The following is a 24,549-nucleotide window of genomic DNA, read 5'->3' on the forward strand; positions in this document are numbered from 1 at the left end:
TCTATCATAGCTGTCATTCCCTTTTTATTTAAGAGATAAAGACACTACACACTCCACATGCGCCGTATGCGGAAACATATCCACTGGTTGCATGTATTCGATCTTGTAGTCTTTTGACATGTATTCGAGGTCTTTTGCTAGTGTAGATGGGTTGCAAGAGACGTAGACAAAGCGTTTTGGTTTGACTTGTTTGACGGTGTCTAGGAAAGTGCGTTCGCAGCCTGTTCTTGGCGGGTCAACGACGATAACATCGGGACGGAAGCCTTCTTTGACCCATTTTGGCAGCCAGTGTTCGGCTGTACCTGTCACATAAGTTGCGTTTTTCATGCCGTGTTTTTTGGCATTTTTCTTCGCGTCATCAATTGATTCTTTGATGACATCCATACCTCTTACTTCTTTTGCTCCATCTGAGAGCCACATTCCAATGGTTCCAACGCCGCAATACGCATCGACGACCTTTTCTTTGCCAGTCAGTTTGGCCGCTTTTTTCGCTTCGTCGTAAAGCTTTAATGTCTGCTTCGGATTCAATTGGAAGAAAGCCCGTGCACTCAATTCAAATGAGACGTCTCCTAAAAATTCTTGGATGACCATGTTGCCAGCTAGGTGCGATGTTTTATGCCCAAAGATGACTGATGTTTTTTCGCCATTGATATTGTGCATAATAGACGTCACTTCTGGCAGACGTTTTTGAATGGCTTCGGCGATTTCTTTTTTCTTTGGAAACTCAGGCTTTGATGTGACAAGGACGACTTGTACTTCACCTGTTTCAAAGCCGACACGCACAACAATCGAACGCACGTCGCCTTTTCTTGTCCGTTCGTTGTAGACAGATACGCCGAATTTTTCTAAAATTTTGCGGACGACGCCTGTTGTTTTATTCGTTTTCGGATGCTGGACGATACATTCCTTGATTGGGACAAGTTTATGAGAATTCAGCCCATAAAGCCCTGCGATGATGTCGCCGCTATGTGATCTTCCGACTTGGAACTGACTTTTATTCCGGTAGTGCCACGGATCTTCCATACCAATTGTTGGTCTAATGTCGATCTTTTCAACCGACAGCTTTGTATGACGCTCCATTGATTGAATGACAATATCGCGTTTTTCCTTTAACTGCTGCTCATACGCCAAATGTTGAAGCTGACAGCCTCCGCACTCTTCGTATACTGGGCACGGCGGTTTCACTCGATGTTCTGAGCGCTTGCGAACTTTCCTCACCGTACCTTCTGCATATTTCGCTTGAACATTCGTTGCTTCCACTACTACTTCCTCACCTGGAAGGGCACCTGGGACAAAGACCACTTGCTTTTTAAAATAACCGACCCCTTCCCCATTAATGCCAAGGCGTTTAATGGTAAGCGGGAACTGCTGCCCCTTTTGCAGAAGGGCTCCTTGCTGTTTTTCTTTCACGTTTATTCTCTCCGTTCTATTTAAACCTTTATCGGTTGTCCTCATTTTATTCCATCTCAATAGTATATCACGACTTGGACGAAGAGAGAAAATGCCTTTCAATTATTTATCTGTCTCTATACTTCTCCATAAATAAAGGGAGGCGTAGCTTAAATAAGGTGCCCACTCCTTGCTTAAAACTGCCATCTCTTCTTTTGTTGGCTTTTCTGGCAGGTCAAAGTGACGTTTGATCGCATTTTGAATCCCGATATCTGCCATTGGAAAGAGATTTGGTCTTCCTAGTCCATTCATGAGGACATTTTGAACCGTCCAAGGTCCAATCCCTCTAATCGGAAGCAGACGTTCTTCAATTTCAATATCCGTTAAGTCGTGTAATTCCTCTAAATCCAGAGAGCCGCTCACTATTCGCTTTGAGACATCAATCACATATTCCGCTTTTCGCTGACTGAATTGCAGTTTTCTCAAATCGTCGGTTTCAAGTGATGCAATGGTTTTCGGTAAAGGGTCAAACCAGACGCCGTCGATTTGCTCACCATACGTATGAACAAACCGTTTCGTCAGCTCATAAGCAAATGCAAGATTGAGCTGCTGATGAATGATGCATTTCATCAAGCAATGATATAGATGGAAATCCAGCATAAGCGGCGTTCCGATATGACGGTCAAAAATGGGCGCAAGATTTGTTTGAGCAAAATGGTCATGCACAGCATGTAATTGATGTTCCATGCCAAATATCCGCTTCACCTCAGAAAGGATGGCTTCCTCCGGCCCGTTAGCCTGTACCCGGAACGAAGGTGCTTCTTTTGTTCCTGTCGCTTGAACGACTGCAATGTACGGTTTATGATTCAGCCTCATCGGTACTTTGATTTCTCTTTTATCCAGATCGACCGCCTTTAATGGATCGCTCGACAAACGTCTCAGCACTTGATCGAAGTGATAGGGCGGTTCAACCAATAGGTGTTTTTCCCACATGTTTTTCCTCTTCCTTTCTGTCAACACACGCAGATGTGATTGTTTCACTTTGCATGAATGATTCTCTATATTGAATACTTTTAAATATAAAGAGTACAAGAATTTATCAGTTATATCTTCCTTATTTATGGTCATTCTCCTTTTGGATAGATGAAAATTTTTAGTCGAATTTAGCTAAAATTCGACAGCAATCTTCAACATTTTAGGATCATTTTCCTTAAATTAGAAATAGAACCTATGGGTGATATCTTCTGTTTCAAAAATATTTGTATAATTATGACATATCAAGGAGGTGAACAAAGGAATTAGCGGATTAGGCAATCATTTGTTTCATCTTGCAGGAACATATTTACCTCATTGATAACCGGCTTCACCTAGTTTCACGTTTTACTAAAAGAAGACCCAAAATTTAAAAACAAAGGAGATCCGACCAATGAAAAAAACAATTCTTTCTGTTGCCCTTGCCACTGCTGTTTCTTCGACACTACCAGTATTCGCTGACGCTGCTGAAAAAACATCATCAGCACCCGTCTCTACTACACTACAGCAAACTGTTTTAAACAAAGCTGCTGAAGGTAAAGCTGGAACGACAGCTAGTCCTAATGTTAACGTCAATTTCGATGTCCTTGGAATTGCCAATGCAATCATTAACGCAGTAAATGCAAATGCCAACCGTTCTGGATTCGTTAAAGGTGTAATGGAAAGCACATTCTATGCTGCTGGCGGCAGATATAACGTCATGGTCTTTAACCTAAGCCAAAACTATGAAGACCGCTTTAATGGCGTGAAAACTTTCGCTACTGCTAACCTTGGTAATGTTGTTTACGGTATTTGGGTTTTTGAGAGCGGTACATTTAAAAACAACGGCGATGGTGGCTGGGATAACTGGGCATTTAGAGGCTGGTTTGACCGTCAAAATAAATTCGTTACGTTCCATCGTCCTTAATTCTCGCTTTATCCATCAATCATACACGCACATTGGACCGATCTCAGCGATGAGATCGGCTTTTTTATGGTGAAAACGTATAAGTTCACCGCTGCTGCTTCATGATATAATGCAAGTCTGGAGGGGTGCACATGCTGAAAAAACTTGCAGTGACAAAAAACGGCGACTTGATTGAACATGCAACATTGCAGCAGCTTTCAAGCCCCGATATTGCCTGGTATTGGATTGATTTTTATGCGCCAACGGAAAAGGAAGCAGCACTGTTAAAGGAATTTTTTCAGTTCCATCCGCTTGCGATTGAAGATTGCTTCCATTATTTACAGCGGCCAAAGCTTGATTTTTATGAAGGGTATTTATTTTTCGTCCTTCATGCCCTCAATCAAAAAACACTTCGATCTGAAGAAGTCGACCTGTTTGTTGGAGAAAACTATATCGTTACTTTTCATTTGAAGGAAGCGCCCTACATTGATCGAGTCATTCGAAAGCTCAAAGGGTCTGACAAAGCACGAGAGAGCGGTCCAGAGCATATGGCTTATATGCTGATTGACCAGCTCGTCGATGATTATTTTCCTATTATTTATCAAATTGAGGACAGGCTCAATGAAATCGAGGATGAAGAAGGGCATAAAACGTATGGTACATTAATGAACGAAGTATTCGGTATTCGATCCGATTTGCTCAAACTGCGCAGAACCATTATCCCGATGAGGGACCTCTTATATCGAATTGTGAACACGAATATGATGAAAAGCGATGCAAACCGGCAAGCATATTTTAATGATATTTATGATCATCTATTGAAACTAACAGAGATCGTTGAGTCAAACCGTGATATGACAGCCGATTTACGAGACAGCTATCAAACACTAAATTCCAACCGAATGAATGCCATCATGATGACACTGACCATTGTCTCGACGATTTTTATTCCACTCACCTTTATTGTTGGGGTGTATGGGATGAACTTTGATAACATGCCTGAATTACACTGGAAATATGGCTATTTTGGCGTACTGATTTTCATGGGTTTGCTTGTCTCAGGGATGCTTTTGTGGTTTAAACATAAAGGATGGTTTAGGATTTTCAAATAGTTTTTTGAGAGAAGTGCTTGAAAGGGAGATACTATGGAAAACTGGATTCCACTGACAGACAAAGAACTAAAGTACGCATGGAAAACATTTGATCAAGAGTTTAAATTTAACCCAAGCATCTCTCGCTTTCCCGGTTTTCAAGCACCATCTCCTTACATCACATATGATATCTCTGCTTATTTCGAGGACCCTTCTCTCCTAAGTGCGGATGAAGACCTTGAAAAGAAGGCACTGCTGTCTTTTCAGGAGAATATCACCGGAACCGGCGAATATATGCAGGTACTTGATTGGCAGCACGAATGCTATTGGATCACACCATACGGCTCATTTGAAAAAGATGAATTTGGAGAATGGAGAGTTCCTGTGCTCCCAAATGGGGATTACTATTTCTTTTTATCAAAAGAGATGACCTGGGGTTTACTAGGACATCCTTGGGAGCAAAGCATCACGATTTTCGGTGAGGGCTTGATTGACTCCTTTACTCGTCATCGTCCCCTTTTGTTCCAACGTAAAATAAGAGAAGGATAAGTCAAAAAGCTTGCAGTGTCTGCAAGCTTCGGATTGTTGACAAAGGGCTAAAATGAACTTGATTTTAGCCCTTTGTCTTCGTTTCAGCGTGATAGAAAACCTTTGAATTCTAGGAAGGACGAGTACCGGCGCGGAGCGAATTTGACATTCGTGAGCACCGGCACGCAGGACTGACAAAGAATGCGAGGGTTTGTCTACACGCTGAAGCTTGCAGATGTCTGCAAGCTTTTTTCTATAGCTGAGGGAGATGCCATACTTTTTCAAGCATGAGATCGTCTAAGCTTTTAAAGGTATATCCTTGTTTTTTTAAAGCAGTGATGGCATCATCAAGTGCCTCGGCATTGTCCCTTGAGACGGTATGAAGTAAGTAAATGGCACCCGGATGCGCCTGTTTCATCATTTGATTGTACGCATACTGTTTTCCTTTTTGATGGTGGATGTGCCAATCTACAAACGCTACTGACCAGAAAACGGTTTGGTAGCCAAGCTGTTTCGTTTCCTTTAGTACCCTTTCACTGAACACTCCGCGCGGTGGACGAAGGTAGAGGTTATCTTGTTTTCCTGTGATTTTGTATACCGCTTCATTGACACGATCCAGCTCTTCTTTGATTTCTTTCGTGCTCTTTGTTGTTAAATCTGGATGGTGATAGGAATGGTTGCCAATAATATGACCTTCCTCTGCCATACGTTTGATGAGCTTAGGCTGGTCCTTTACGAAGTGCCCAGTCACAAAAAAGGTGCCCGGTACTTGATGTTTTTTCAGCACGTCCAAGATTTTGGGTGTGTATCCATTCTCATAGCCATTGTCGAATGTAAAATAAATCTCTTTCTTTTTCGTATTTCCTAAATAGAAAGCATCATATTTCTTTAAGAGTGTCGTCAGTTCCTTGCCGGCATCTGCTGGCTTGTGCTCTTTGCTTTTAGCAAATCCCCAATGAATCGGCTGATTAGACACGGCTTCTAGGTTGGAAAAAGGCATCGATACAAAAAGCGCACATAAACAGATCAGTATGCATTTTTTCATTTACGTCACTTCCCGGTTTTTCTTCTATTGTGCAGAATATACCGGGTACTCATACACTTTTTGACCTGCCAATTTAAAGAAAAAAGCCCGCATCAGCGCGAGCTATTCTTCCTTCCAATCGGTTTTAAACCGTTCATATTTCGCTTCCAGGTCGTCAATCATCTGGATGAGTCTGTCTATATCCTCAACGTCTGTGGATTCAGGATCTAATGAATCAATCACATTCATAAACATATCTAATCGGTTCTTTAAATAATCAACCTGCTGCTCTTTGCTGTCTGCTGCCTTGCCCATAGATACACTCCCTTTAGCATTTGTTTATAGCTTATCTTTTTTTCCTTTGTAAATCAATTGTGTCCCCTCTTGCGTATAACGGTGATGGGGCTTAAAATTAACTGTTGGCGGGTCTATGTTTGCCCGAATGAAAAGGAGATAGATACCATGAACCAAAAAACAGCACTTCGTCCGATTACACCTGCATTCGACCCTTGGGAAGCCTATCTCGATGTGCAGGATTACGGAGAAATGAAGCTGACAAATATTGAATTGACGACAACGACGTTGTGTAACATGAGATGTGAGCACTGTGCGGTTGGCTATACTTTGCAGCCAAAAGATCCGAATGCACTGCCACTCGATTTACTGCTTCGCCGTTTAGATGAAGTACCGCTCTTGCGTTCCCTTAGCATTACAGGCGGAGAGCCGATGCTGTCTCTGAAATCTGTACGGGAATATGTCGTTCCTTTATTAAAGTATGCCCATGAACGCGGCGTCCGTACCCAAATTAATTCGAATTTAACACTTGATTTGGCTCGATATGAAGAGATTATTCCATACTTGGATGTCCTACACATTTCACATAACTGGGGGACGGTCGAAGAGTTTGCTACGGTTGGTTTTGCAATGATGGACCGAAAGCCAACCTTTGAGCAGCGTGAGAAATTGTTTAACCGCATGATTGAGAATAGTCAGGCCCTTGTGAAAGCGGGTGTAACCGTATCTGCTGAAACGATGCTGAATAAGCGTACGCTTCCTTATATTGAACACATCCATCGTCAAATCGTGGACGAGATGAAATGCCAGCGCCACGAAGTTCATCCGATGTATCCAAGTGATTTTGCGAGCGCCCTTGAATCATTGTCGCTTCCACAAATGCGGGATGCGATTCATCAGTTACTCGATGTTCGTGATGAGAACACATGGATGCTGTTTGGCACATTGCCATTTTATTCATGCAGCACAGATGAAGAAGACCAGCGCCTCTTGACTCGATTGCGTCAAGCGAAAAATGTGACAGTACGAAATGACCCTGATGGCCGTTCACGGTTGAATGTGAATATTTTTGATGGGAATATTATTGTGACAGACTTTGGCGATACACCACCATTAGGAAATATTGAAACCGATACGTTGCAATCAGCTTATACACGCTGGATGAACACAAAATTGGCAAAAGAACTGAATTGTCATTGCCCAAGTGTGCAATGCCTTGGTCCGAATGTTCTTGTGAAAAACAGTTATTATCAAGATGTTGATTTTACTTCTCGTACAGCCAGGGGGTAACCGATAGATGGACGAAACATTTCTGACAGTGGTCAAGAACAAATACATTGAAATTCTCCTTGTTGGACTCATTCTTTGGCTTGCCGTCTTTATGATCAACAAAGCGCTTCAGATTTTCTTTAAACGCACTGAATTCATTGAAGACAAGAAGAAAAAAACGATTGAGAGCTTGGTCAAATCGGTTTCAAAGTATACAGCTTCCATATGTTTTGTCTTATATGTGATTTCTTTATTCTTTCATGACTTTGGGAAAATCCTTGCGGGGGCTGGTGTGGCTGGAATTGTCATTGGTTTTGGCGCTCAGACCTTGATTCGTGATATTTTAGCCGGCATCTTCCTCATTTATGAAAGGCAAATTCATAAAGGTGATTATGTGACGGTCAATAATCTTTTTAACGGAACCATTGAAGAAATTGGTCTCCGGTCTTTGCAAATTAGAGAATGGAGCGGCAAGCTTTTAACCATTTCAAACGGAGACATTCGTCAAATCCAAAACTACAATATGCACTACATGCGTATCACAGAGTCAGTCTTGATCAGCGCAAACCAAAATCCTGATATTGCTTTTAAGGCGCTAGAAACAGCATGTGATCAGTTAAATCAAATGCATCATGATTTACTGAAAAAAGATGAATTCCAAAACGCCATTGAACCTTTTCAGGTTCATGGCATTATGGGGCTCAATAAATTGAATCGCGGGATTGAGATCACCGTAAAAGGAATGGTCGAGGATGAAAAATACTTCGAAGCCGCCCTCGCTGTGCGAAAAGAAATGATCACACAACTTCATCAGCATGATGTGAAATTGCTTGAGGATCTCGTCTATCCACAGCCTGCAAAATAACCTCATTTGTGATGGGGTTATTTTTTTGATTGTTTTTAGTTAACCGGTTAATTATAATATTATATAGTTAACCAATTAACTAAAAGGAAGGATGTTTACATTGAGAAAAACTGAAGCGATTTTTTTTATTAAGCAAATGTATCAAGAGGTGTTAATCCAATTAGATATAGAAAAGGTGGAGACTTATTTTTCTTCAGATTATCAGCAAGTCACTGATGGAAAGGTCTCTTCCCTTGATGAATTTAAAAAGCATCTCTCCACATTAAAAGTCATGACCAAACAGCTCGACATCCCCGCCTTTCATGATATGTTGTTTGATGAAGAGACTCAGCAAGGGTGTTTTCGTTACACTGTACATGTTGAGCTGTCCACAGGAGACCACGGTCTAATAGATGTGATGGCGTTATTTACTTTATTAGATGGTAGAATCATTCGGTGTGATGAGCTGACTAGACCGCATGAGAAAAATAAGACGCTTGAACAACTTGGACATATCAGCTAAGGAATTCTTTTCTTTTCAGCCCTCTTACTTCTATCCTCTTGACTGATTCATGTATAATAGAAAGCAGATTGATTTCATGCAGCATGGGGACCCTCATACTGTGTATTTACTAATTGAAAGAGAGTGAATAAGATGGGTCGTAAATGGAACAACATTAAAGAAAAGAAAGCATCAAAGGATGCCAATACAAGTCGTATTTACGCAAAATTCGGGCGTGAAATCTATGTGGCTGCCAAGCAAGGTGAGCCAAATCCAGAATCAAACCAAGCACTTCGTTTTGTCCTAGAACGTGCAAAAACATATAGTGTCCCAAAACACATTGTGGACCGTGCGATTGAAAAAGCAAAAGGCGGCGCAGAAGAGAACTTCGATGAGCTGCGTTACGAAGGATTTGGTCCAAACGGATCTATGGTGATCGTTGATGCCCTGACCAATAACGTCAACCGCACAGCGTCTGATGTTCGTGCAGCATTTGGGAAAAACGGCGGAAATATGGGCGTCAGTGGATCTGTTGCTTACATGTTTGACCAAACAGCGGTGATCGGTGTCGAGGGGAAAAGTGAAGAAGAAACGCTTGAACTTTTAATGGAAGCAGACATTGATGTACGTGACATTATGGAAGAAGATGATACGGTGATCGTCTACGCTGAACCAGATCAATTCCATCAAGTTCAAGAAGCGTTCAAACAGGCAGGCGTAGAAGAATTTACTGTCGCCGAAATCACAATGCTGCCTCAAAACGAAGTGACATTAGATGATGAATCGAAAGCACAATTTGAAAAACTCATCGATGTATTAGAAGAGCTTGAAGACGTGCAGCAGGTTTATCATAATGTGGATTTAGGGGAATAATCAGCTAAGCCATCGTAGTTGTTGGATTCATTCAACTTCTGCGTTGGCTTTTTTATTTTCTTGGTAAGGTTTACGTTCTACTCAAGACCATGTAATATGAAGATAGAGTCATTCCCACAAATAACCAAGGGGTTGAGTTTCATTTTTAAAACATGGTGGTTTTCGTATTCTGGCTTTATGATCCTCCCTTATATTGGCCTATGCTTTATTTTCAACAATTTGACGATATTCACTAAAATCATTTTCTTTTTTTTCATTATATGGTATTTATATAACGCCTTTGATTTTTACATTCATGAAATGAAAAAGAAAAAAGATAGGACATCTTAATCAAAAAACAGTCATCTCCCCTTGGTAAGAGGAGATGACTGTTTTTAATTCATCCCTTGAAACCCAAACGTCAGGTGATCCTGAACAGGAATCCAAGCACCGATTCCTTGTGAGGTCACATTTTTCACGACGAGTTTGCGTTTATTTCCTTTGAGCACAAGATACACTTCTCCGTATGTGACCTTTCCTTTTTCATTAATCGCTGGTGCATAGGCATGAAGCGATGCTGCTTTTTTCGGAGATACGTGGTAGGACTGATCTCGCTTTGTTCCTGCACCAATCACTGTGTCGAAGGCGAGCGGAAGTTTTGTTTTTTGGATGGCTTTTTGCATCATCAATGTTTTCACATCTTCTGGGTTTGGTACTTTTGCTGTGAGCCCTCCACTTACTTTTACTTGCTGCTTTTGCACATATTTGCCGATGGCTGTTTTGTTTCCGCCTCTATTATCAATGTGATTCGTGTTCACTTTTTTGTATTCCCAATTGGCGACGGTTTCGTTTGAATCATAGCTAAGTGCCCATCTTCCAAGGAAAATGGTCGCGCGGTAACCAACAGCTAATGGCGTCCCTGAAATACTGGATTCATTCAGCATTTTAATCAAATGTGTATTTTCAATTGGTACACTTGTTGTTTTAAACAATTCGGCCGTCAGCTCGCTCGGCTGGAGCAGCGGCTGATCTTGTGACGCATTTGGATACGTATTTTCCTTTGAGATACTGGCGACAGACGATGGCACCTTAAACGGCTTTGCTGCCTCGGCTGGAAAGCTGTATAGAAAACTTAAGGATAAGAGAACAACAAACATGATGCGGGGCATCTTTTTCATATCATCACTCTTTCTCATTCATTTTTCCATAGTATTTTCCCGAAAGACGTCCCTTATCCACAAAAGATTATAAAAGGAAAAATCCAATCGCCATAATGAAATAGGCAGCGAGCAATGTAGCACCTTCAAACCAGTTCGTATCCCCATCATTTGAAAGGATGACCGTCAGTAAAACAGAGGATGCCATGGCAATGAGCTCTGGTAATGAGAAGATCAGTGGCATTTGCTTTTCAAAAAACAGAGAGCTGATCACAAGGATCGGTGCGACCATCATGGCGACTTGAAGCGTGGAACCGAAAGCAATTTCCACTGCGACATCCATTTTGTTTTTATACGCCATAATCACAGCAGAAGCGTGTTCTGCTGCATTACCGACAATCGCCACAATAATGACCCCGATAAACAGTTCACTCCAGCCAAACTGTTCTCCGACCGTGTCAAATGTATGGACGAGCCGCTCTGAAATATACGCCACAGCAATTGTCGCAAGGAGTAAAATCGCCGTGGCAAACTTCCCAGACCATTCTGGTGTCTCTTCTTCCGTCGCGGCTCCCCCTTTCGCAATTTCTTGCTTGGCAACATAAACACCCCTGTGGCTGACCAGTTTGAAATAGAGTGCTGCGACATAAAGCAAAATCATCACAATGCTAATGCCAATACTTAAAACAAATTGACGATCTTCTGCCATCCCCATGGAAAAGACTTCTGGAATGACAAATGCCACAATAATCGCAAACATAAGCAGCCCAGAGTTGTGCCTTGCATCGTGGACATTGAACTCTTGTCGTTTAAATTTCAATCCGCCAACGAAAAAAGACAGTCCAGCCACAAGCAGTAAATTGCCGATCACTGAGCCAGTGAGTGAAGCAAGGACAATGGCGGTGAGTCCTTGTTTTAATGCAAAAAATGAAATGATTAATTCCACTGCATTTCCAAAAGTAGCGTTTAATAACCCACCAATTCTTGGTCCCGCTATAATGGCAAGACTCTCTGTCGCTCTTCCCATATAACTTGCAAGACCGATGATGGCGATACAATAGACGGCGAACATGACAGCCTGCGGAAAATGAAGAAAACTACCAATTACAGATAATGGAACACCGATTGCGACAATCACAAGAAACAAACGATTCATACAGCCAATCTCCTTTACATCATATCTGACTGTTATTCTTTCGTGAGTGCCGGCATCATATACATTTAGATTCGTTCGTGTGAAAGGGTGATATCAATCGTTCCTTTCACGGATTGCACCATGGAGCAATGCTTCAACGCAAGTTTCATTACTTTTTCCAGCTGTTCATCAGAGGTGCTGATGCTTTCAAAGATCATATGTAAATGAATATGAGTGATTTTGTTTACAGTTCCTTCTCTTGTCGTTTCAGGTGTAATGGTCAGCCCTTGATAGGATATTCGTTTTTTTCGGCAAACATGAATGACCATTTCTCCAAAACAGCCCGCAATAGCCGAGGTGAACAATTGATACGGCCTGTATCCCGCTTCTTCATTTCCCGAAATAGGCAGCTGCCTTTGATCAGCATTTGCGATCCACCGATCATTTTCGTATATCAGCTTCATTCCTTTTCCACCTTTCTATTGAAACCCCTATGGTTCCATTGTACGATGAAAGCATGAACTTGTAAGGAGCTTCTTATGTCGAGAATTCATTTTATGATTTTAATTTTACTTGTATCCGTATCTGGTTTTTCACAGGGAGCGTTACTGCCAGTTATTTCGATTATTTTCGAACATGCCGGCACTTCCCCGACGTTAAACGGACTGCATGCCACCGGTTTATATATCGGCGTGCTGCTTGCGTCTCCTTTTATGGAAGCGCCGCTGCGCCGCTTCGGATTTAAACCATTGATCGTCATTGGGGGCGCTGCTGTCTTTTTAAGTTTATTTAGTTTTGTCTTTATTGAATCTTATGTCGTCTGGTTCTTCTTGCGGCTGATGATCGGCATCGGTGATCATATGCTTCATTTCTCCACACAGACGTGGGTAACCTATGCCTCTTCATCTAGAAATCGCGGGCGAAATATTTCATTGTATGGGTTATCCTTTGGACTCGGTTTTGCCGCTGGCCCTTTTTTAACACCACTCATTGAAATCAATCCATCCTTGCCGTTTATTGTGTCTGGTGCAGTTAGTTTGTGTATTTGGCTGCTTGTGTTTGTTTTAAAAAATACATATCCTGATACAGGTGAAATGCAGACGTCAGAGCAGACAAATAGTTTGAAGCGCTTCAAGAAGGCGTTTCAATTTGGCTGGGTAGCGTTTATGATGCCGTTTTGCTATGGCTTTTTAGAAACGACGCTCAATAGTAACTTCCCTGTGTATGCGCTGAGAAGTGGGGTGACGATAGATGCTGTTGCGTTTATTTTACCTGCGTTTGCGATTGGGAGTATTGTTTTTCAGCTTCCTCTTGGGATGCTGAGTGACCGTTTCGGCAGACGACTCATGATTTTAGTTGTGACACTCGTCGGTTCATTCTTTTTCCTTTTAGCAGGGATTTTCATTCAGTCCGTTTTGGCTGTTGCGATCTGTTTCTTTATCGCAGGTATGGCTGTAGGTTCGACCTTCTCACTTGGCATCAGTTATATGACGGACTTATTGCCAGCATCTGCTGCCTGCTGGGAATTTGATGTGCGGGATGGCGTTTAGTGCAGGAAGTATTCTCGGTCCGGTTCTTGGCGGATTCTTTGTGCAGACGTTTGAGGGCATGAATTTACTCTATCTTGTCAGTATCGTGATTTTATTTGTGTTTTGCTGTGTTCGATTTGGGAGGACGCTGGCAGTGGTTGAAAGTAACTAAATGGAGGATCTATTTTGTTTACATTTAACATTTCAAATGACTTAAAATTGGCGTGTTTACAAGTAGCCGATGCAGAGACATTATTTGCACTTATCCAGCAGAATAAAACTCACTTGGGAGAGTGGCTACCATGGGTGAATCACTGTTATCGCATAGAAGATGTTCAATCTTTTATTCAATCTGCCCACACTGCCTATGCTGAACGAAAAGACATAGAAGCGGGTATCGTATTAAACGATCAATTAATTGGGGTGTTCCGCATGACGTTTCAGCATCGGATAGGCAATATTGGGTATTGGATTGGTCAAGATGCACAAGGGCAAGGTATTGTGACCAAAACAGTGAAATGGATGACAGATACTTTTGCTCCTGAAGTCGATGGATTTGAAATCTTTTGTCCTGTTGGTCATGTCAGAAGTGAACGTGTTGCGATGAAAGCAGGGTTTCAGCTCGATCCTCACTATCAGCCAAAGCCTGATGCAACTTTTCTCCTGAAGCGTTATATACGGATATTGAATCATTAAAAACTCCCCTGCACCTATGCAGAGGAGTTTTTTCATCTAGTGATACCCATTTTGCCCATTCGCACTTCCGCTTGTTTTGTGCTTTGGCTGATGGCCTTTGTTTTGTTTTGTGTTGCTTCCGCCTTTTTTCGATTGTTTAGACATTCGGTATTCCCCCATCCGTCAAGATTGAACATGTTCGTTCTCCTTTAGGATGCCCGGATTTCTTCACACCTTGCCTGGTACGATTTTACGCTTATGTAAAAGCGCATTGAGCTCGCCGCCGAGGATGATCATAATGCCGGTTAAATAAAACCAGATCATTAATATAATGATTCCCCCAATGCTTCCGTACATCGCACTATAGTTAGCAAATTCGCCTACATAAAATGAGAACAGCATGCTGACAAGAATCCAGCCAACAGATGCAAATATGGCGCCTGGCAGCACAAATTTCAATTTCAGCCTGATGTTGGGGGCAAAATAATATAGGGATGTAAAAACAATCAGTAAAATCAGTGGACTAATAATCCATCTCATGGCGGTCCAAATGGTGAGAAACGCATCTGACTGCCCTACTAATTTGGCAACGAATAAGCCAAGTTCTTTTCCAAAGACAGGCAGCATCAAGGCAAAAATAATCGTAAGCACCATCGCAATGGTTAAGATGATTGATGTTAAACGTACGAGAATGAAGGAACGATTTTCCTCAACTTCGTAAGCGTGGTTAAATGCTCTGACCACCGCATTAATGCCGTTGGATGCAGACCAAAGTGCCGCAATAATCCCGAATGACAACAATCCGCCGTTACGGTTATTCAGCGTCTCTTCGGCAATGGATTCAATCATCGAAAGCGCTCCCTCTGGCGCATAACCAGAAATGACACTTAGAACATCCTTTGATGTCAGCGGCAAATAACCAACAAGCGTCAGCACGAAGATGAGAAACGGAAATAATGAAAGCAAAAAGAAATACGCAAGTTCAGCTGATTTTGCCGGTCCTTCATGCAGCAAAAAGCGTCCAATTAACGCTTTAACAAAACCCATACGCCTCATCTCCAATGATCAATCTTTCTGTTTCTTTTGAAAGTGATCCTTTGTTTCTTCAATAATCTCTAATACCTTTGGTGTTGTTTCCTTTAACTGATTCACCTGTTCATTCAGAAAAGACAAATCATCCGAGACCGTTCTCATCAATTGCTTCGTTTCTTCCATTTTTCCCTTCACGCAAGCAGACATCTTGCCAGGCTCCAGGCGGTATTCATCCAGCTTTTGCTGGCAGTCATTCCATTTTTCTTTTAATGCAATCCTTGTTGGGCGATGAAATAATGTCAGCAATATGCCGCAGGCTGCGCCTATAACAGCTCCCCGAAGCACGATTTGTTTGTTCTCTTCCATCTCATCTGATCTCCTTTCCGTTAAAGGTGTTTCTCTTTTTTTACATACGTCAAAAAACGATCAATTCCTGTTTCAATTAAATCATGTACTTCCTCAAAGTTCCCAGTGTAATAAGGATCTGGCACATCGTCTCGATCGTCGTCTTCTACAAAGTCAAGAAGACGGCCAATAAAGTGATGTTTTCCATAGCCGGCTAAACTGCGGAGGGCGCCTACATTTTCAGCATCCATCGCAATGATATAGTCGTATGTGGTGATATCCTTATCCATGATTTGTCTTGCCGTCATTCCTTCATAGCTGATACCCTTTTCATCAAGCAGCTTTCGTGTTCCTTCATGCGGAGGACTGCCTTGATGCCAGCCACCAATGCCTGCTGAATCAATCACAAAGTGTTCACTCAGCCCTTCGTCTTCGACTCGTTTTCTAAACATCGCCTCTGCCATCGGTGACCTGCAAATATTGCCGAGGCATACAAATAATACATGAATCATCCTTCATTCTCCTCCTATCTTTTCCCTAAGAGTCCCTTTGGAAAACCTTTTCTCTATCATATCAAGCCCTTTTTCTTTTGGAAACTTTGCAAGAAAAACTCCCATCGGCATTGACAAATTACACAAAAACAGGAGAAACTTTAGGAGAATTACACAAACAAAGGGGGACATTAGATGGGAATCATTGAGCAATTTGTCACGACGATGAACAATTTTTTGTGGGGGCCTCCCCTGTTGATTTTAATTGTTGGTACTGGAATCTACCTCACCTTTCGCGTTCTCTTCATTCAAATTAGATTACTTCCTTATTCTTTAAAGCTCGCTTTTTCAAAACAAGACAAAACATCAGAAGGAGATATCTCCCATTTCCAAGCATTAATGACGGCTCTTGCTGCAACTGTCGGTACAGGGAATATCGTCGGTGTTGCCTCAGCTGTCATTGCAGGTGGTCCTGGTGCAGTATTTTGGATGTGGTTTGCTGCATTTTTCGGGATGGCCACCAAGTTTGCAGAAGCTGTTCTGGCTGTAAAATACAGGGTCAAAAACGAAAAAGGCGAAATGTCTGGCGGACCTATGTATTATTTAGAGCATGGCTTAAAACAGAAATGGCTAGGGGTACTATTTGCTGTTTTCGGTGCCAGTGCTGCCTTTGGGATCGGCAACCTGGTACAGTCTAATTCCATTTCAGGCGTCATGAATTCTACTTTTCAAATTCCAACATGGGTAACAGGTATCATCATTACCGCCTTTACGGCACTCGTGATTTTAGGCGGAATTAAAAGTATCGGCCGAGTGACATCTATTTTTGTACCAGTCATGGCTTTATTTTACGTCATTTGTGGGCTCATCATTCTTGTCATGAATGCTGATCTTGTTCCTGGCGCAGTCAGTCTTATTTTCTCAGATGCCTTTACAGGTCAAGCCGTGGCAGGTGGTGCGATTGGAACCGTTATTCGCTGGGGTGTCGCGCGAGGCGTCTTTTCCAATGAAGCTGGACTTGGATCAGCACCAATTGCTGCTGCAGCTGCGAAAACGGATATGCCTGCCCGTCAAGCGCTCGTCTCTATGACGCAAGTGTTTATTGACACCATCATTGTTTGTTCTATCACTGGCATTACGATTGTTATGGCAGATATGTATTTAACAGAAAAAAGTGATGCGCTGACTTCGTTATCCTTTGCTCACTTCCTCGGTCCAGCTGGCTCAACCATCGTGGCAATCGGGCTGCTCCTATTTGCCTATTCAACCATCATTGGCTGGTCCTATTATGGAGAGAAATGCTTTACATATTTGGCGAAGGATTCGTACGTCATGTATTACCGCATCGTGTTTGTGATAGCTGTCTTTTTCGGTGCCGTGTTTAAGAATGACTTCGTCTGGGGCGTAGCAGATATGCTCAATGGGCTGATGGCCATTCCAAACTTAATTGGCCTCATCGGTTTATCAGGTGTTGTGGTGTTTGAATCCAAACGAATCATTGATAAGATCAAAGAGGAGAAAAAGGAAAAAAACATTTCAGTGTCGTCATAATAGCCCTTTTATTCTTTTGCTTTTCTGTTAAAATAGACATATTATTCGACACATGCAGGAAAGGACGTGCCGCCCTTGTCACAGCAAAAAGCGGCTGAAGTCAATCAGCTGATTGAAGACATTTCGCAAAAGCTCAATATGCTGAATATTGGAGTCATCAAAGCCGAAGACTTCAGTCCAGATAAGTATGAAGATATTGAATTTCTTCACCAAATGGTGATGAAAAAATCTTCATTCAGCCCAAGTGAAATGCAAGCCATTGCAAGCGAGCTGAAAAGCTTAAGAAAATAATCGTGCACCTGATACTGAATTGCGGTTGACGCCGCTTTCTTACATCCATGCACAGAAAAAGCCAGCACCTCGCAAGGTGCTGGCTTTGTTTATCCTGTCAAAACTACTTATTTTGCGAGCAGTTTTAATGATTCACGGTTAAATGCTGGAATGTCATCAGGTGTACGGCTTGTGACAAGCTGATCCTGACAAACGACAACTTCTTCATCTTTGAATTTGGCGCCTGCGTTTTCCATATCTACTTGAATGGATGTATAGCCGGTCGCGCCTCTTCCTTCCAGCGTCTTCGCTGTAATAAGCAATTGCGGTCCATGACAGATCGCAAATACTGGTTTTTTCTCGTCCATAAAGGCTTTTGTGAATTGCACGTAGCGATCATCCGCACGCAGAATGTCTGGTGAGAAGCCGCCAGGAATCAGAAGTGCATCGAAGTCTTCTGGTTTCACGTTATCGATAGACGCATCGACTCTTACTTCTGCCTCTCCTTGCTTTCCTTTCACTGTTTTTCCTTTTTCGTTTTCAATTACTGTGATCTTATGGCCTGCGTCTTTAAAGGCTTTTGCAGGCTCGGTGAATTCAACATCCTCAAAGTAATCTGTTAAGACAACTGCAATTTTCTTACCCATGTAGAAACCCTCCTGCTTGATTATCGTTTACACTACACACTATACCCCCACCAATTGAAATCAAACATCCTATCCCTATGAGAAAACCCCCTTTCATAAAAATAAGCATTTAGACTCATTCACATTCCCTTAACAAGGTAATTCGTATGATTTATGTTATCTTTACAATAATCTGCAAAAAATAACTACAAAAGTTAACGAAACATTTCTACAATAGGTATTGTGGTCAAAAAAATTAGAAAGGCGGAGATCAGGTGAAGAAGCAAGCACATAGGTCTAAACGAAGGAAAAACCTGTCTATTCTGCTCACTTCCATTATGTTGATTAGTCTCATTCTCCCAGCAGTACCTACTCATGCAGAAACAGAAAGCGGCAGCGCCGTAAAGGTCAGTATCTTAGCCACAACGGATGTTCATGCGAACATGATGAATTACGATTATTACAGCGACAAAGAAACAAATGAATTCGGTTTGGCAAAAACAGCCGAGCTGATTGACAAGCACCGTTCACAAAATCCTAATACACTCCTTGTTGATAACGGAGACCTGATTCAAGGAACCCCTCTTGGAGAATACGTTTATAAAAATGAAAAAGACAGCATCATCAATCAAACAAAGGTTCACCCCATTATTCATACACTCAACAAATTAAAATATGATGCAGGTACACTCGGCAATCATGAATTTAACTACGGTTTATCTTTTCTTGACGGTACCATTGCGGGCGCCAACTTCCCGATTGTCAATGCGAACGTCAAAAAGTTAAACGGAGAACACCGATTTACTCCTTATGTCATTCAGGATAAAACCTTTAAAGATGCAAACGGAGCCTCCCAAACTGTGAAAGTCGGTTACATAGGATTCGTACCACCACAAATTATGACGTGGGATAAGAAACATTTAGATGGACAAGTTCAAGTGCAAGATATTGTGGAGTCTGCCAATGAAACCATTCCAGAAATGAAAGCAAAAGGCGCAGATGTCATCGTCGCTCTTGCTCATACAGGAATTGAAAAAACAGCTTCACCTAAAGGATCAGAAAATATGATCTTTGACCTTGCCACGAAAACAAAAGGCATTGATGCGATTGTGTCTGGCCACCAGCATGGCACATTCCCAAGCGCTGAATATAGCGGCGTTGACAAATTTGATGTCGCAAAGGGAACCATTAATGGCATTCCTGTCGTCATGTCAAAAAACTGGGGAAGCTACCTCGGGGTCATTGATTTAACGCTAGAACCAGACGGAAGCAACTGGAAAGTCACAGACGGAACAGGCAAAATCGAATCCGTTGCCGGGGTGACATCTCAAAACAGTACAGTGAAAAATGCCATTCAAACAACTCACCAAAACACCCTAGATTACGTCAGAAAGCCAGTTGGAAAAACAGAAGCAGACATTAACAGCTTTTTCGCTCAAGTGATGGATGACCCTTCTATTCAAATCGTGACAGATGCCCAGAAATGGTATGCACAAGAAAAAATGAAAGATACTTCGTACAAAAACTTGCCGATTCTCTCTGCGGGTGCGCCATTTAAAGCCGGCGGACGCAACGGTGTGAACTATTATACAAATATCGCAAAAGGTGATTTAGCGATTAAAAACATCGGCGATCTCTATCTTTACGATAACACCGTACAGATTGTAAAACTAAAAGGCAGTGAAGTAAAAGACTGGCTTGAAATGTCTGCTGGTCAGTTTAACCAAATCAAACCAAATACTTCAAATGAACAGCCTATTTTAAACGAAGAATACCGCTCATATAATTTTGATGTAATCGATGGTGTGACGTACCAAGTAGATGTCACACAGCCTGCTAAATACAGCACAACAGGCACACTTGTTAACGCTAGTGCGAACCGCATCAAAAACTTGTCTTACAACGGAAAACCCGTTTCTGACAATCAAGAATTTTTAGTCGTGACAAACAATTACCGTGCATCTGGCGGCGGAGGCTTCCCGCACCTCACACAAGATAAAGTCGTGCTTGCCTCAGCAGATGAGAACCGCCAAGTGCTGATGGATTATATTATTGAACAAAAAACCATTAACCCAAGCGCAGATCAAAACTGGTCCATTGCACCAGTAAAAGGCGCAACAGTCACCTTTGAATCTTCTCTACTTGCAAAACCGTTCGCAGAGAAATCAAGCAGCGTCGACTTTATTCGGAATGCCAGCACAGACGGACTTGGCGTGTACAAGCTAGCGTTTAAAGATGATGGTACAACAGAACCACCTGCAACAGACAATTGGCATTTAACGGTGATGCATACAAACGATACACATGCCCATCTGGATGATGCAGCAAGACGCGCAACCAAGATCAAAGAAGTTCGCGCCCAAAGCGAAAACAATATTTTATTAGACGCTGGAGATGTCTTCTCTGGTGATCTCTATTTCACAAAATGGCAAGGACTTGCCGATCTGAAACTGATGAACTTAATGAAATACGATGCCATGACGTTTGGGAATCATGAATTTGACAAAGGTCCATCTGTCCTTCGTCAATTCCTGACAGGTGACGCATCCAGTGTAGATGCTAAAAACCGTCACCAGTTTGAAAAACCGAACTTCCCGATCGTGTCATCAAACGTGAATGTCTCTAAGGAAAAACAGTTAAGCGACTTAGTGAAAAAACCAGCAACATTTAAAGCTGGTGAGAAAAAAGAAGCTGGCATTTACCCTTACATTCTGCTTGATGTAAATGGTGAAAAGGTCGCTGTATTCGGTCTAACCACTGAAGACACAGCCATTACATCCAGCAGTGGTCCTAACATTCAATTTCAAGATGCATACAAAAAAGCAAAAGAAACAGTCAAAACCATTCAAACTGAAGAAAAAATCAATAAAATTATTGCGCTCACACATATCGGCTATAACCGTGATCTAGAACTGGCTCAAAAAGTAGATGGCATTGATCTCATCATTGGTGGTCACACCCACACTCTTGTTGAAAAATTAAAGGTCATCAATAAAAAAGAACCAACGATTGTTGCGCAAGTAAAAGACTACGGACAATTTTTAGGAAAAGTAGACGTGGCCTTTGACAAAAAAGGCGTCGTACAGCCAAAAGAATCTACTTTTGACCTCATCACGATCGACGACTCTGTGAAAGAAGATGCGGACGCAAAAGCGATTCTTGATCAGTACAAGGCAGATATCCAAGATTTAAAAACCGAAAAAGTCGGGACGTCAGATGTTTTCTTAGATGGACAGCGTGAACACGTCCGTGCAAAGGAAACGAACCTTGGAAACTTTATTGCAGATGGCATGTTAAAGAAAGCACAAGAATCTGCTGGGGCTGACCTTGCCATTACAAACGGCGGCGGTATTCGAGGCAGCATTGAAAAAGGAGATATCACATTAGGGGATATTTTAACTGTGATGCCTTTTGGAAACACACTATATGTCGCAGATTTAAAAGGCAGTCAAATTAAAAAAGCGCTTGAACAAGGTCTTTCAGGCATTGAAGAAGGCGGAGGCGCATTCCCTCATGTAGCCGGTATTGAATATACGTTTACACTGAGTAAACCAGCTGGCAGCAGACTGATTGATGTCAAATTGAAAGATCAAAAGGGCAATCTGACTGACATTGATGATCAGAAAACATACCGCGTGGCGACTAACGCATTCGTCGGCACAGGCGGTGATGGCTACAGCGTCTTTACAGAAGCGTCTCATGGTGAAGACTTAGGCTATGTTGACTATGAAATCTTCAAAGAACAAATTGAACAGGCAGACGGTCATATCTCTCCAGTCATCGACCATCGAGTGAAAGAAGTATTCCTTCCTCGCTTGAAAGGAAAAGGCGTCTATGACATTCAAGATGATGAGAAATTCCAAACGTATGTGCAGCATACGAACAAAACATTGCTCTATTTAGACAAAGCAACCGAAGCGAAAAAGGTTCAATTGTCTCTATCAAAAGGGCAAGTAGCTGAACTGAAGAAACGAGAGCAAGATCCAAACGTCACCATCTATCATGACAAAGTCGGTCTAGCATTACCGCTCTCCAATTTGTCAGAGCAACAAGCAGATATATCAATGGCAAAAACAAATAAATTGAAAAACGCATTAACCGACACATACGATTTCCAAATCAAACAAGATCAGAAAAATGTCTCTACCTTTAAAGATCCTGTCACACTGTCCTTTACATTAGATGCGCCTGAAAAAGCGAAAAAACCAGGTGTCTATTATGTCGATCGTGAGAAAAACCGTTATACCAAAACAAATAACGGTTCATTCGAAAACGGGATTGTCTCAGGTAAAACGGAGCACTTTAGTGAATACACCGTACTCAATCAAAGTGAAGCTGCTGGAACAGCTCCAGACCAAAATGGCGGAGACGGTGGAACTTCTGCTCCAGGCGGTTCGGATCCAAGTCAGGATGGAAGCAGCATGCCAGGCGGCACACTGCCGAATACTGCAACGATGATGTATACAGCGGTATTAATTGGCTTGCTCATGCTCGCCTCAGGCGGTATCCTTTATTACTACCAGCGCAAGCGCACACGAAACAAAGTATCATCTTAATAGAAAAAGGACAGAGCTTCGGCTCTGTCTTTTTTCATGCAATGATTTTGTCTTCCTTTAACTAATTACGACTGAATAGTTTGTTCCATTTGAATAATGATTGGCTCGGAAAATAAAGATACCTTTAGCCCTTTCTCATTTTGTGCAAATGCCTTAACTTTGTATTCCCCATGATTTGTTGTCTTTAAATCATAAAATTTGTCTAGTGAATAGTTTTTTGCATCTATCTTTTTATTGTTTTGATAGACATACCAAGCAACTTTATTATCAGTCTCTGTTTTTGCAATAAATTTACAACTGCCATCAACATTGTTTCTTTGAATCTCAATATCCAGACTTGGGTATCCTATATATTCCCTTATTTTCCTCTTTAATATTGGTGGAAATGCCTTTGCTACATCACTATGTTTATCATAATCTCCTAGGTCGAGATTATATTGTAATGCAGCATCATCTAGATCTTTCGTTAAAGGCAGTACATGTTCTTGATAAGACATTTCGCCTTTACCTAAATGTATCAAAATATTTGGCTTGTTGTGAGTTTTGATTATCATATTTTTCATTATCGTGTTTAAAAAAATATGATCTCTCTCTAAGTCATTCCCGGCCATAAATTTTACAACTTCGTTCGTTCTCGTTTGTTCTAGTAAATAGTCACCTAGTAAATATTGCGGAGAAGCAGAAATTATAAAATCGAATCCGTATTTTATTCCATAATACATTGCAGCGTATCCACCTTTGCTAGATCCAGCAGATATGACTGTCTTTATGTCATTTTCTTCGATGATTTTCTTGATCAATTTTATTACCGAGCGTTCAATCGAAAAGTCCCTATTTTCACACAAATAATAAGAAGCCCTTGCCCCGAAATCATCTAGTATGAACAATTTATTGCAATCAAACTCTTCTATCGTTCGAACATAGTTATAGCTAGGGGGTGAACCAATTTTTTGGAATGCAGAAAAGACAATGACAAGCGCATCTGTTTCTTTGAAAGATTTTCTAAATACATACTTTACACTCTTTTCACTATCGAAAGTTTTTTCATCCTTAAACATTCATTCACTCTCCACAAAATTTTTCATTATGTTATTTTCTTTTATATTTAGGAGGGACACTACTTCCTCGTTCTTACTTTCAATTTCTTGATCTTCTTTTAATGCACTTTTTTATAAAATAGAATACACCTATTCGATTTTCAAATTTTTCTTCTATTAGTACATCCTCCCTAAATCCTATATATATATTATCATTTCATTACAAAATAATATACAGAATTCGAGACCCTGCAACCTTTTTTCTACTAATTTAATAGCAGAAACTCTTTTACATACTGTCTTCATGTTCTAGATTAATTCATTTTCTGGTATAAGTATCAGACTGGGTAAAATGGTTTCCAAATCGGTGACTTCCGTTGATAACCACATTATCTTTTGATATCATTGGATTTTTATGTATCTTGAATGACTTT

23 protein-coding genes and 1 pseudogene are annotated in these 24,549 nt (G+C 41.4%); 12 read left to right on the top strand and 12 right to left on the bottom strand.

Translation table 11 applies throughout. The features are described from left to right. Window positions 1-24: 24 nt before the first annotated feature. Together rlmD and LCD32_RS02135 are read right to left on the bottom strand one after the other, a co-directional pair. Window positions 25-1,410, bottom strand: a complete 1,386-nt coding sequence (rlmD, locus tag LCD32_RS02130) for a 23S rRNA (uracil(1939)-C(5))-methyltransferase RlmD (protein ID WP_375831777.1) — start codon at window positions 1,408-1,410, stop codon at window positions 25-27. A 102-nt stretch (window positions 1,411-1,512) separates the two neighbouring features. Further along, window positions 1,513-2,382, bottom strand: a complete 870-nt coding sequence (locus LCD32_RS02135) for a DNA-3-methyladenine glycosylase family protein (RefSeq protein WP_035391333.1) — start codon at window positions 2,380-2,382, stop codon at window positions 1,513-1,515. Between the two features lie 433 nt (window positions 2,383-2,815). Between LCD32_RS02135 and LCD32_RS02140 the strand changes: the two genes are divergently transcribed. The 3 genes from LCD32_RS02140 to LCD32_RS02150 all read left to right on the top strand — a co-directional run bounded on the left by LCD32_RS02140 (window position 2,816) and on the right by LCD32_RS02150 (window position 4,947). Next, on the top strand, window positions 2,816-3,328 hold the full coding sequence (locus tag LCD32_RS02140) for a hypothetical protein (protein ID WP_017366836.1): 513 nt from the start codon (window positions 2,816-2,818) through the stop codon (window positions 3,326-3,328). Window positions 3,329-3,459: 131 nt separating this feature from the next. After that, complete coding sequence (gene corA, locus LCD32_RS02145; protein WP_007496624.1) at window positions 3,460-4,419, top strand: magnesium/cobalt transporter CorA; 960 nt, start codon at window positions 3,460-3,462, stop codon at window positions 4,417-4,419. A 33-nt stretch (window positions 4,420-4,452) separates the two neighbouring features. Next, entirely contained in the window at window positions 4,453-4,947 is a 495-nt protein-coding gene (locus tag LCD32_RS02150) for a DUF2716 domain-containing protein (protein WP_046526902.1), read from the top strand. Between the two features lie 232 nt (window positions 4,948-5,179). On the opposite strand, the gene pdaA is transcribed toward LCD32_RS02150, so the two are convergent. Next, window positions 5,180-5,971: a delta-lactam-biosynthetic de-N-acetylase gene (pdaA, locus tag LCD32_RS02155; RefSeq protein ID WP_024720249.1), complete on the bottom strand. Its 792-nt coding sequence runs from the start codon at window positions 5,969-5,971 to the stop codon at window positions 5,180-5,182. A gap of 102 nt (window positions 5,972-6,073) precedes the next feature. Further along, complete coding sequence (locus LCD32_RS02160; protein WP_003218031.1) at window positions 6,074-6,265, bottom strand: SE1561 family protein; 192 nt, start codon at window positions 6,263-6,265, stop codon at window positions 6,074-6,076. 147 nt (window positions 6,266-6,412) lie between these two features. On the opposite strand from LCD32_RS02160, the gene yfkAB reads away from it, so the two are divergent. From yfkAB to LCD32_RS02180, 4 genes are all read left to right on the top strand, one after another. Next, window positions 6,413-7,534 (top strand): radical SAM/CxCxxxxC motif protein YfkAB, encoded by a 1,122-nt coding sequence (gene yfkAB, locus LCD32_RS02165; protein WP_017358799.1) that lies wholly within the window; start codon window positions 6,413-6,415, stop codon window positions 7,532-7,534. A 7-nt stretch (window positions 7,535-7,541) separates the two neighbouring features. Then, window positions 7,542-8,378, top strand: a complete 837-nt coding sequence (locus LCD32_RS02170; protein ID WP_025206933.1) for a mechanosensitive ion channel family protein — start codon at window positions 7,542-7,544, stop codon at window positions 8,376-8,378. Between the two features lie 91 nt (window positions 8,379-8,469). After that, the gene (locus LCD32_RS02175; protein ID WP_224562626.1) at window positions 8,470-8,880 is read left to right on the top strand and encodes a nuclear transport factor 2 family protein; all 411 of its coding nucleotides are present in this window, start codon (window positions 8,470-8,472) and stop codon (window positions 8,878-8,880) included. A 132-nt stretch (window positions 8,881-9,012) separates the two neighbouring features. Then, complete coding sequence (locus LCD32_RS02180; RefSeq protein ID WP_007496614.1) at window positions 9,013-9,732, top strand: YebC/PmpR family DNA-binding transcriptional regulator; 720 nt, start codon at window positions 9,013-9,015, stop codon at window positions 9,730-9,732. A 374-nt stretch (window positions 9,733-10,106) separates the two neighbouring features. On the opposite strand, the gene LCD32_RS02185 is transcribed toward LCD32_RS02180, so the two are convergent. From LCD32_RS02185 to LCD32_RS02195, 3 genes are all read right to left on the bottom strand, one after another. Further along, window positions 10,107-10,889 (bottom strand): YfkD famly protein, encoded by a 783-nt coding sequence (locus LCD32_RS02185; RefSeq protein WP_017358796.1) that lies wholly within the window; start codon window positions 10,887-10,889, stop codon window positions 10,107-10,109. Window positions 10,890-10,956: 67 nt separating this feature from the next. Next, window positions 10,957-12,024: a calcium/proton exchanger gene (gene cax / locus LCD32_RS02190; protein WP_142154424.1), complete on the bottom strand. Its 1,068-nt coding sequence runs from the start codon at window positions 12,022-12,024 to the stop codon at window positions 10,957-10,959. Window positions 12,025-12,089: 65 nt separating this feature from the next. Beyond that, window positions 12,090-12,467, bottom strand: a complete 378-nt coding sequence (locus LCD32_RS02195; RefSeq protein WP_046527358.1) for an OsmC family protein — start codon at window positions 12,465-12,467, stop codon at window positions 12,090-12,092. A gap of 75 nt (window positions 12,468-12,542) precedes the next feature. Here LCD32_RS02195 and LCD32_RS02200 point away from each other — a divergent pair. Further along, a pseudogene (locus LCD32_RS02200) lies at window positions 12,543-13,704 on the top strand (MFS transporter). A 14-nt stretch (window positions 13,705-13,718) separates the two neighbouring features. Beyond that, the gene (locus LCD32_RS02205; protein ID WP_017366826.1) at window positions 13,719-14,228 is read left to right on the top strand and encodes a GNAT family N-acetyltransferase; all 510 of its coding nucleotides are present in this window, start codon (window positions 13,719-13,721) and stop codon (window positions 14,226-14,228) included. A gap of 207 nt (window positions 14,229-14,435) precedes the next feature. Here LCD32_RS02205 and LCD32_RS02210 read toward each other — a convergent pair whose 3' ends face one another. From LCD32_RS02210 to LCD32_RS02220, 3 genes are read right to left on the bottom strand one after another with little or no spacing between them, the layout of a single operon-like run. After that, on the bottom strand, window positions 14,436-15,254 hold the full coding sequence (locus LCD32_RS02210) for a YihY/virulence factor BrkB family protein (protein WP_008341753.1): 819 nt from the start codon (window positions 15,252-15,254) through the stop codon (window positions 14,436-14,438). An 18-nt stretch (window positions 15,255-15,272) separates the two neighbouring features. Then, window positions 15,273-15,605 (bottom strand): hypothetical protein, encoded by a 333-nt coding sequence (locus tag LCD32_RS02215; RefSeq protein WP_025206929.1) that lies wholly within the window; start codon window positions 15,603-15,605, stop codon window positions 15,273-15,275. A gap of 20 nt (window positions 15,606-15,625) precedes the next feature. Further along, window positions 15,626-16,096: a low molecular weight protein-tyrosine-phosphatase gene (locus LCD32_RS02220; protein WP_008341755.1), complete on the bottom strand. Its 471-nt coding sequence runs from the start codon at window positions 16,094-16,096 to the stop codon at window positions 15,626-15,628. Between the two features lie 174 nt (window positions 16,097-16,270). Here LCD32_RS02220 and LCD32_RS02225 point away from each other — a divergent pair, with 174 nt between their 5' ends. Together LCD32_RS02225 and LCD32_RS02230 are read left to right on the top strand one after the other, a co-directional pair. Next, window positions 16,271-17,626, top strand: a complete 1,356-nt coding sequence (locus tag LCD32_RS02225) for an alanine/glycine:cation symporter family protein (protein ID WP_007496593.1) — start codon at window positions 16,271-16,273, stop codon at window positions 17,624-17,626. A gap of 75 nt (window positions 17,627-17,701) precedes the next feature. Continuing rightward, window positions 17,702-17,917: a DUF1128 domain-containing protein gene (locus tag LCD32_RS02230; RefSeq protein ID WP_008341757.1), complete on the top strand. Its 216-nt coding sequence runs from the start codon at window positions 17,702-17,704 to the stop codon at window positions 17,915-17,917. Window positions 17,918-18,024: 107 nt separating this feature from the next. On the opposite strand, the gene LCD32_RS02235 is transcribed toward LCD32_RS02230, so the two are convergent. Then, on the bottom strand, window positions 18,025-18,543 hold the full coding sequence (locus LCD32_RS02235) for a type 1 glutamine amidotransferase domain-containing protein (RefSeq protein WP_113747780.1): 519 nt from the start codon (window positions 18,541-18,543) through the stop codon (window positions 18,025-18,027). Window positions 18,544-18,797: 254 nt separating this feature from the next. Between LCD32_RS02235 and LCD32_RS02240 the strand changes: the two genes are divergently transcribed. Further along, window positions 18,798-23,078: a multifunctional 2',3'-cyclic-nucleotide 2'-phosphodiesterase/3'-nucleotidase/5'-nucleotidase gene (locus LCD32_RS02240; RefSeq protein ID WP_224562629.1), complete on the top strand. Its 4,281-nt coding sequence runs from the start codon at window positions 18,798-18,800 to the stop codon at window positions 23,076-23,078. Between the two features lie 65 nt (window positions 23,079-23,143). On the opposite strand, the gene LCD32_RS02245 is transcribed toward LCD32_RS02240, so the two are convergent. Further along, window positions 23,144-24,136 carry a Two component regulator three Y domain-containing protein gene (locus LCD32_RS02245; RefSeq protein ID WP_224562639.1) on the bottom strand — a complete coding sequence of 331 codons (993 nt, stop codon included), beginning with the start codon at window positions 24,134-24,136 and terminating at the stop codon, window positions 23,144-23,146. Between the last annotated feature and the right edge of the window lie 413 nt (window positions 24,137-24,549).

It is taken from the genome of Bacillus sp. RSS_NA_20 (assembly GCF_020165915.1).
GTDB classification, from domain to species: Bacteria; Bacillota; Bacilli; order Bacillales; family Bacillaceae; genus Bacillus; species Bacillus altitudinis.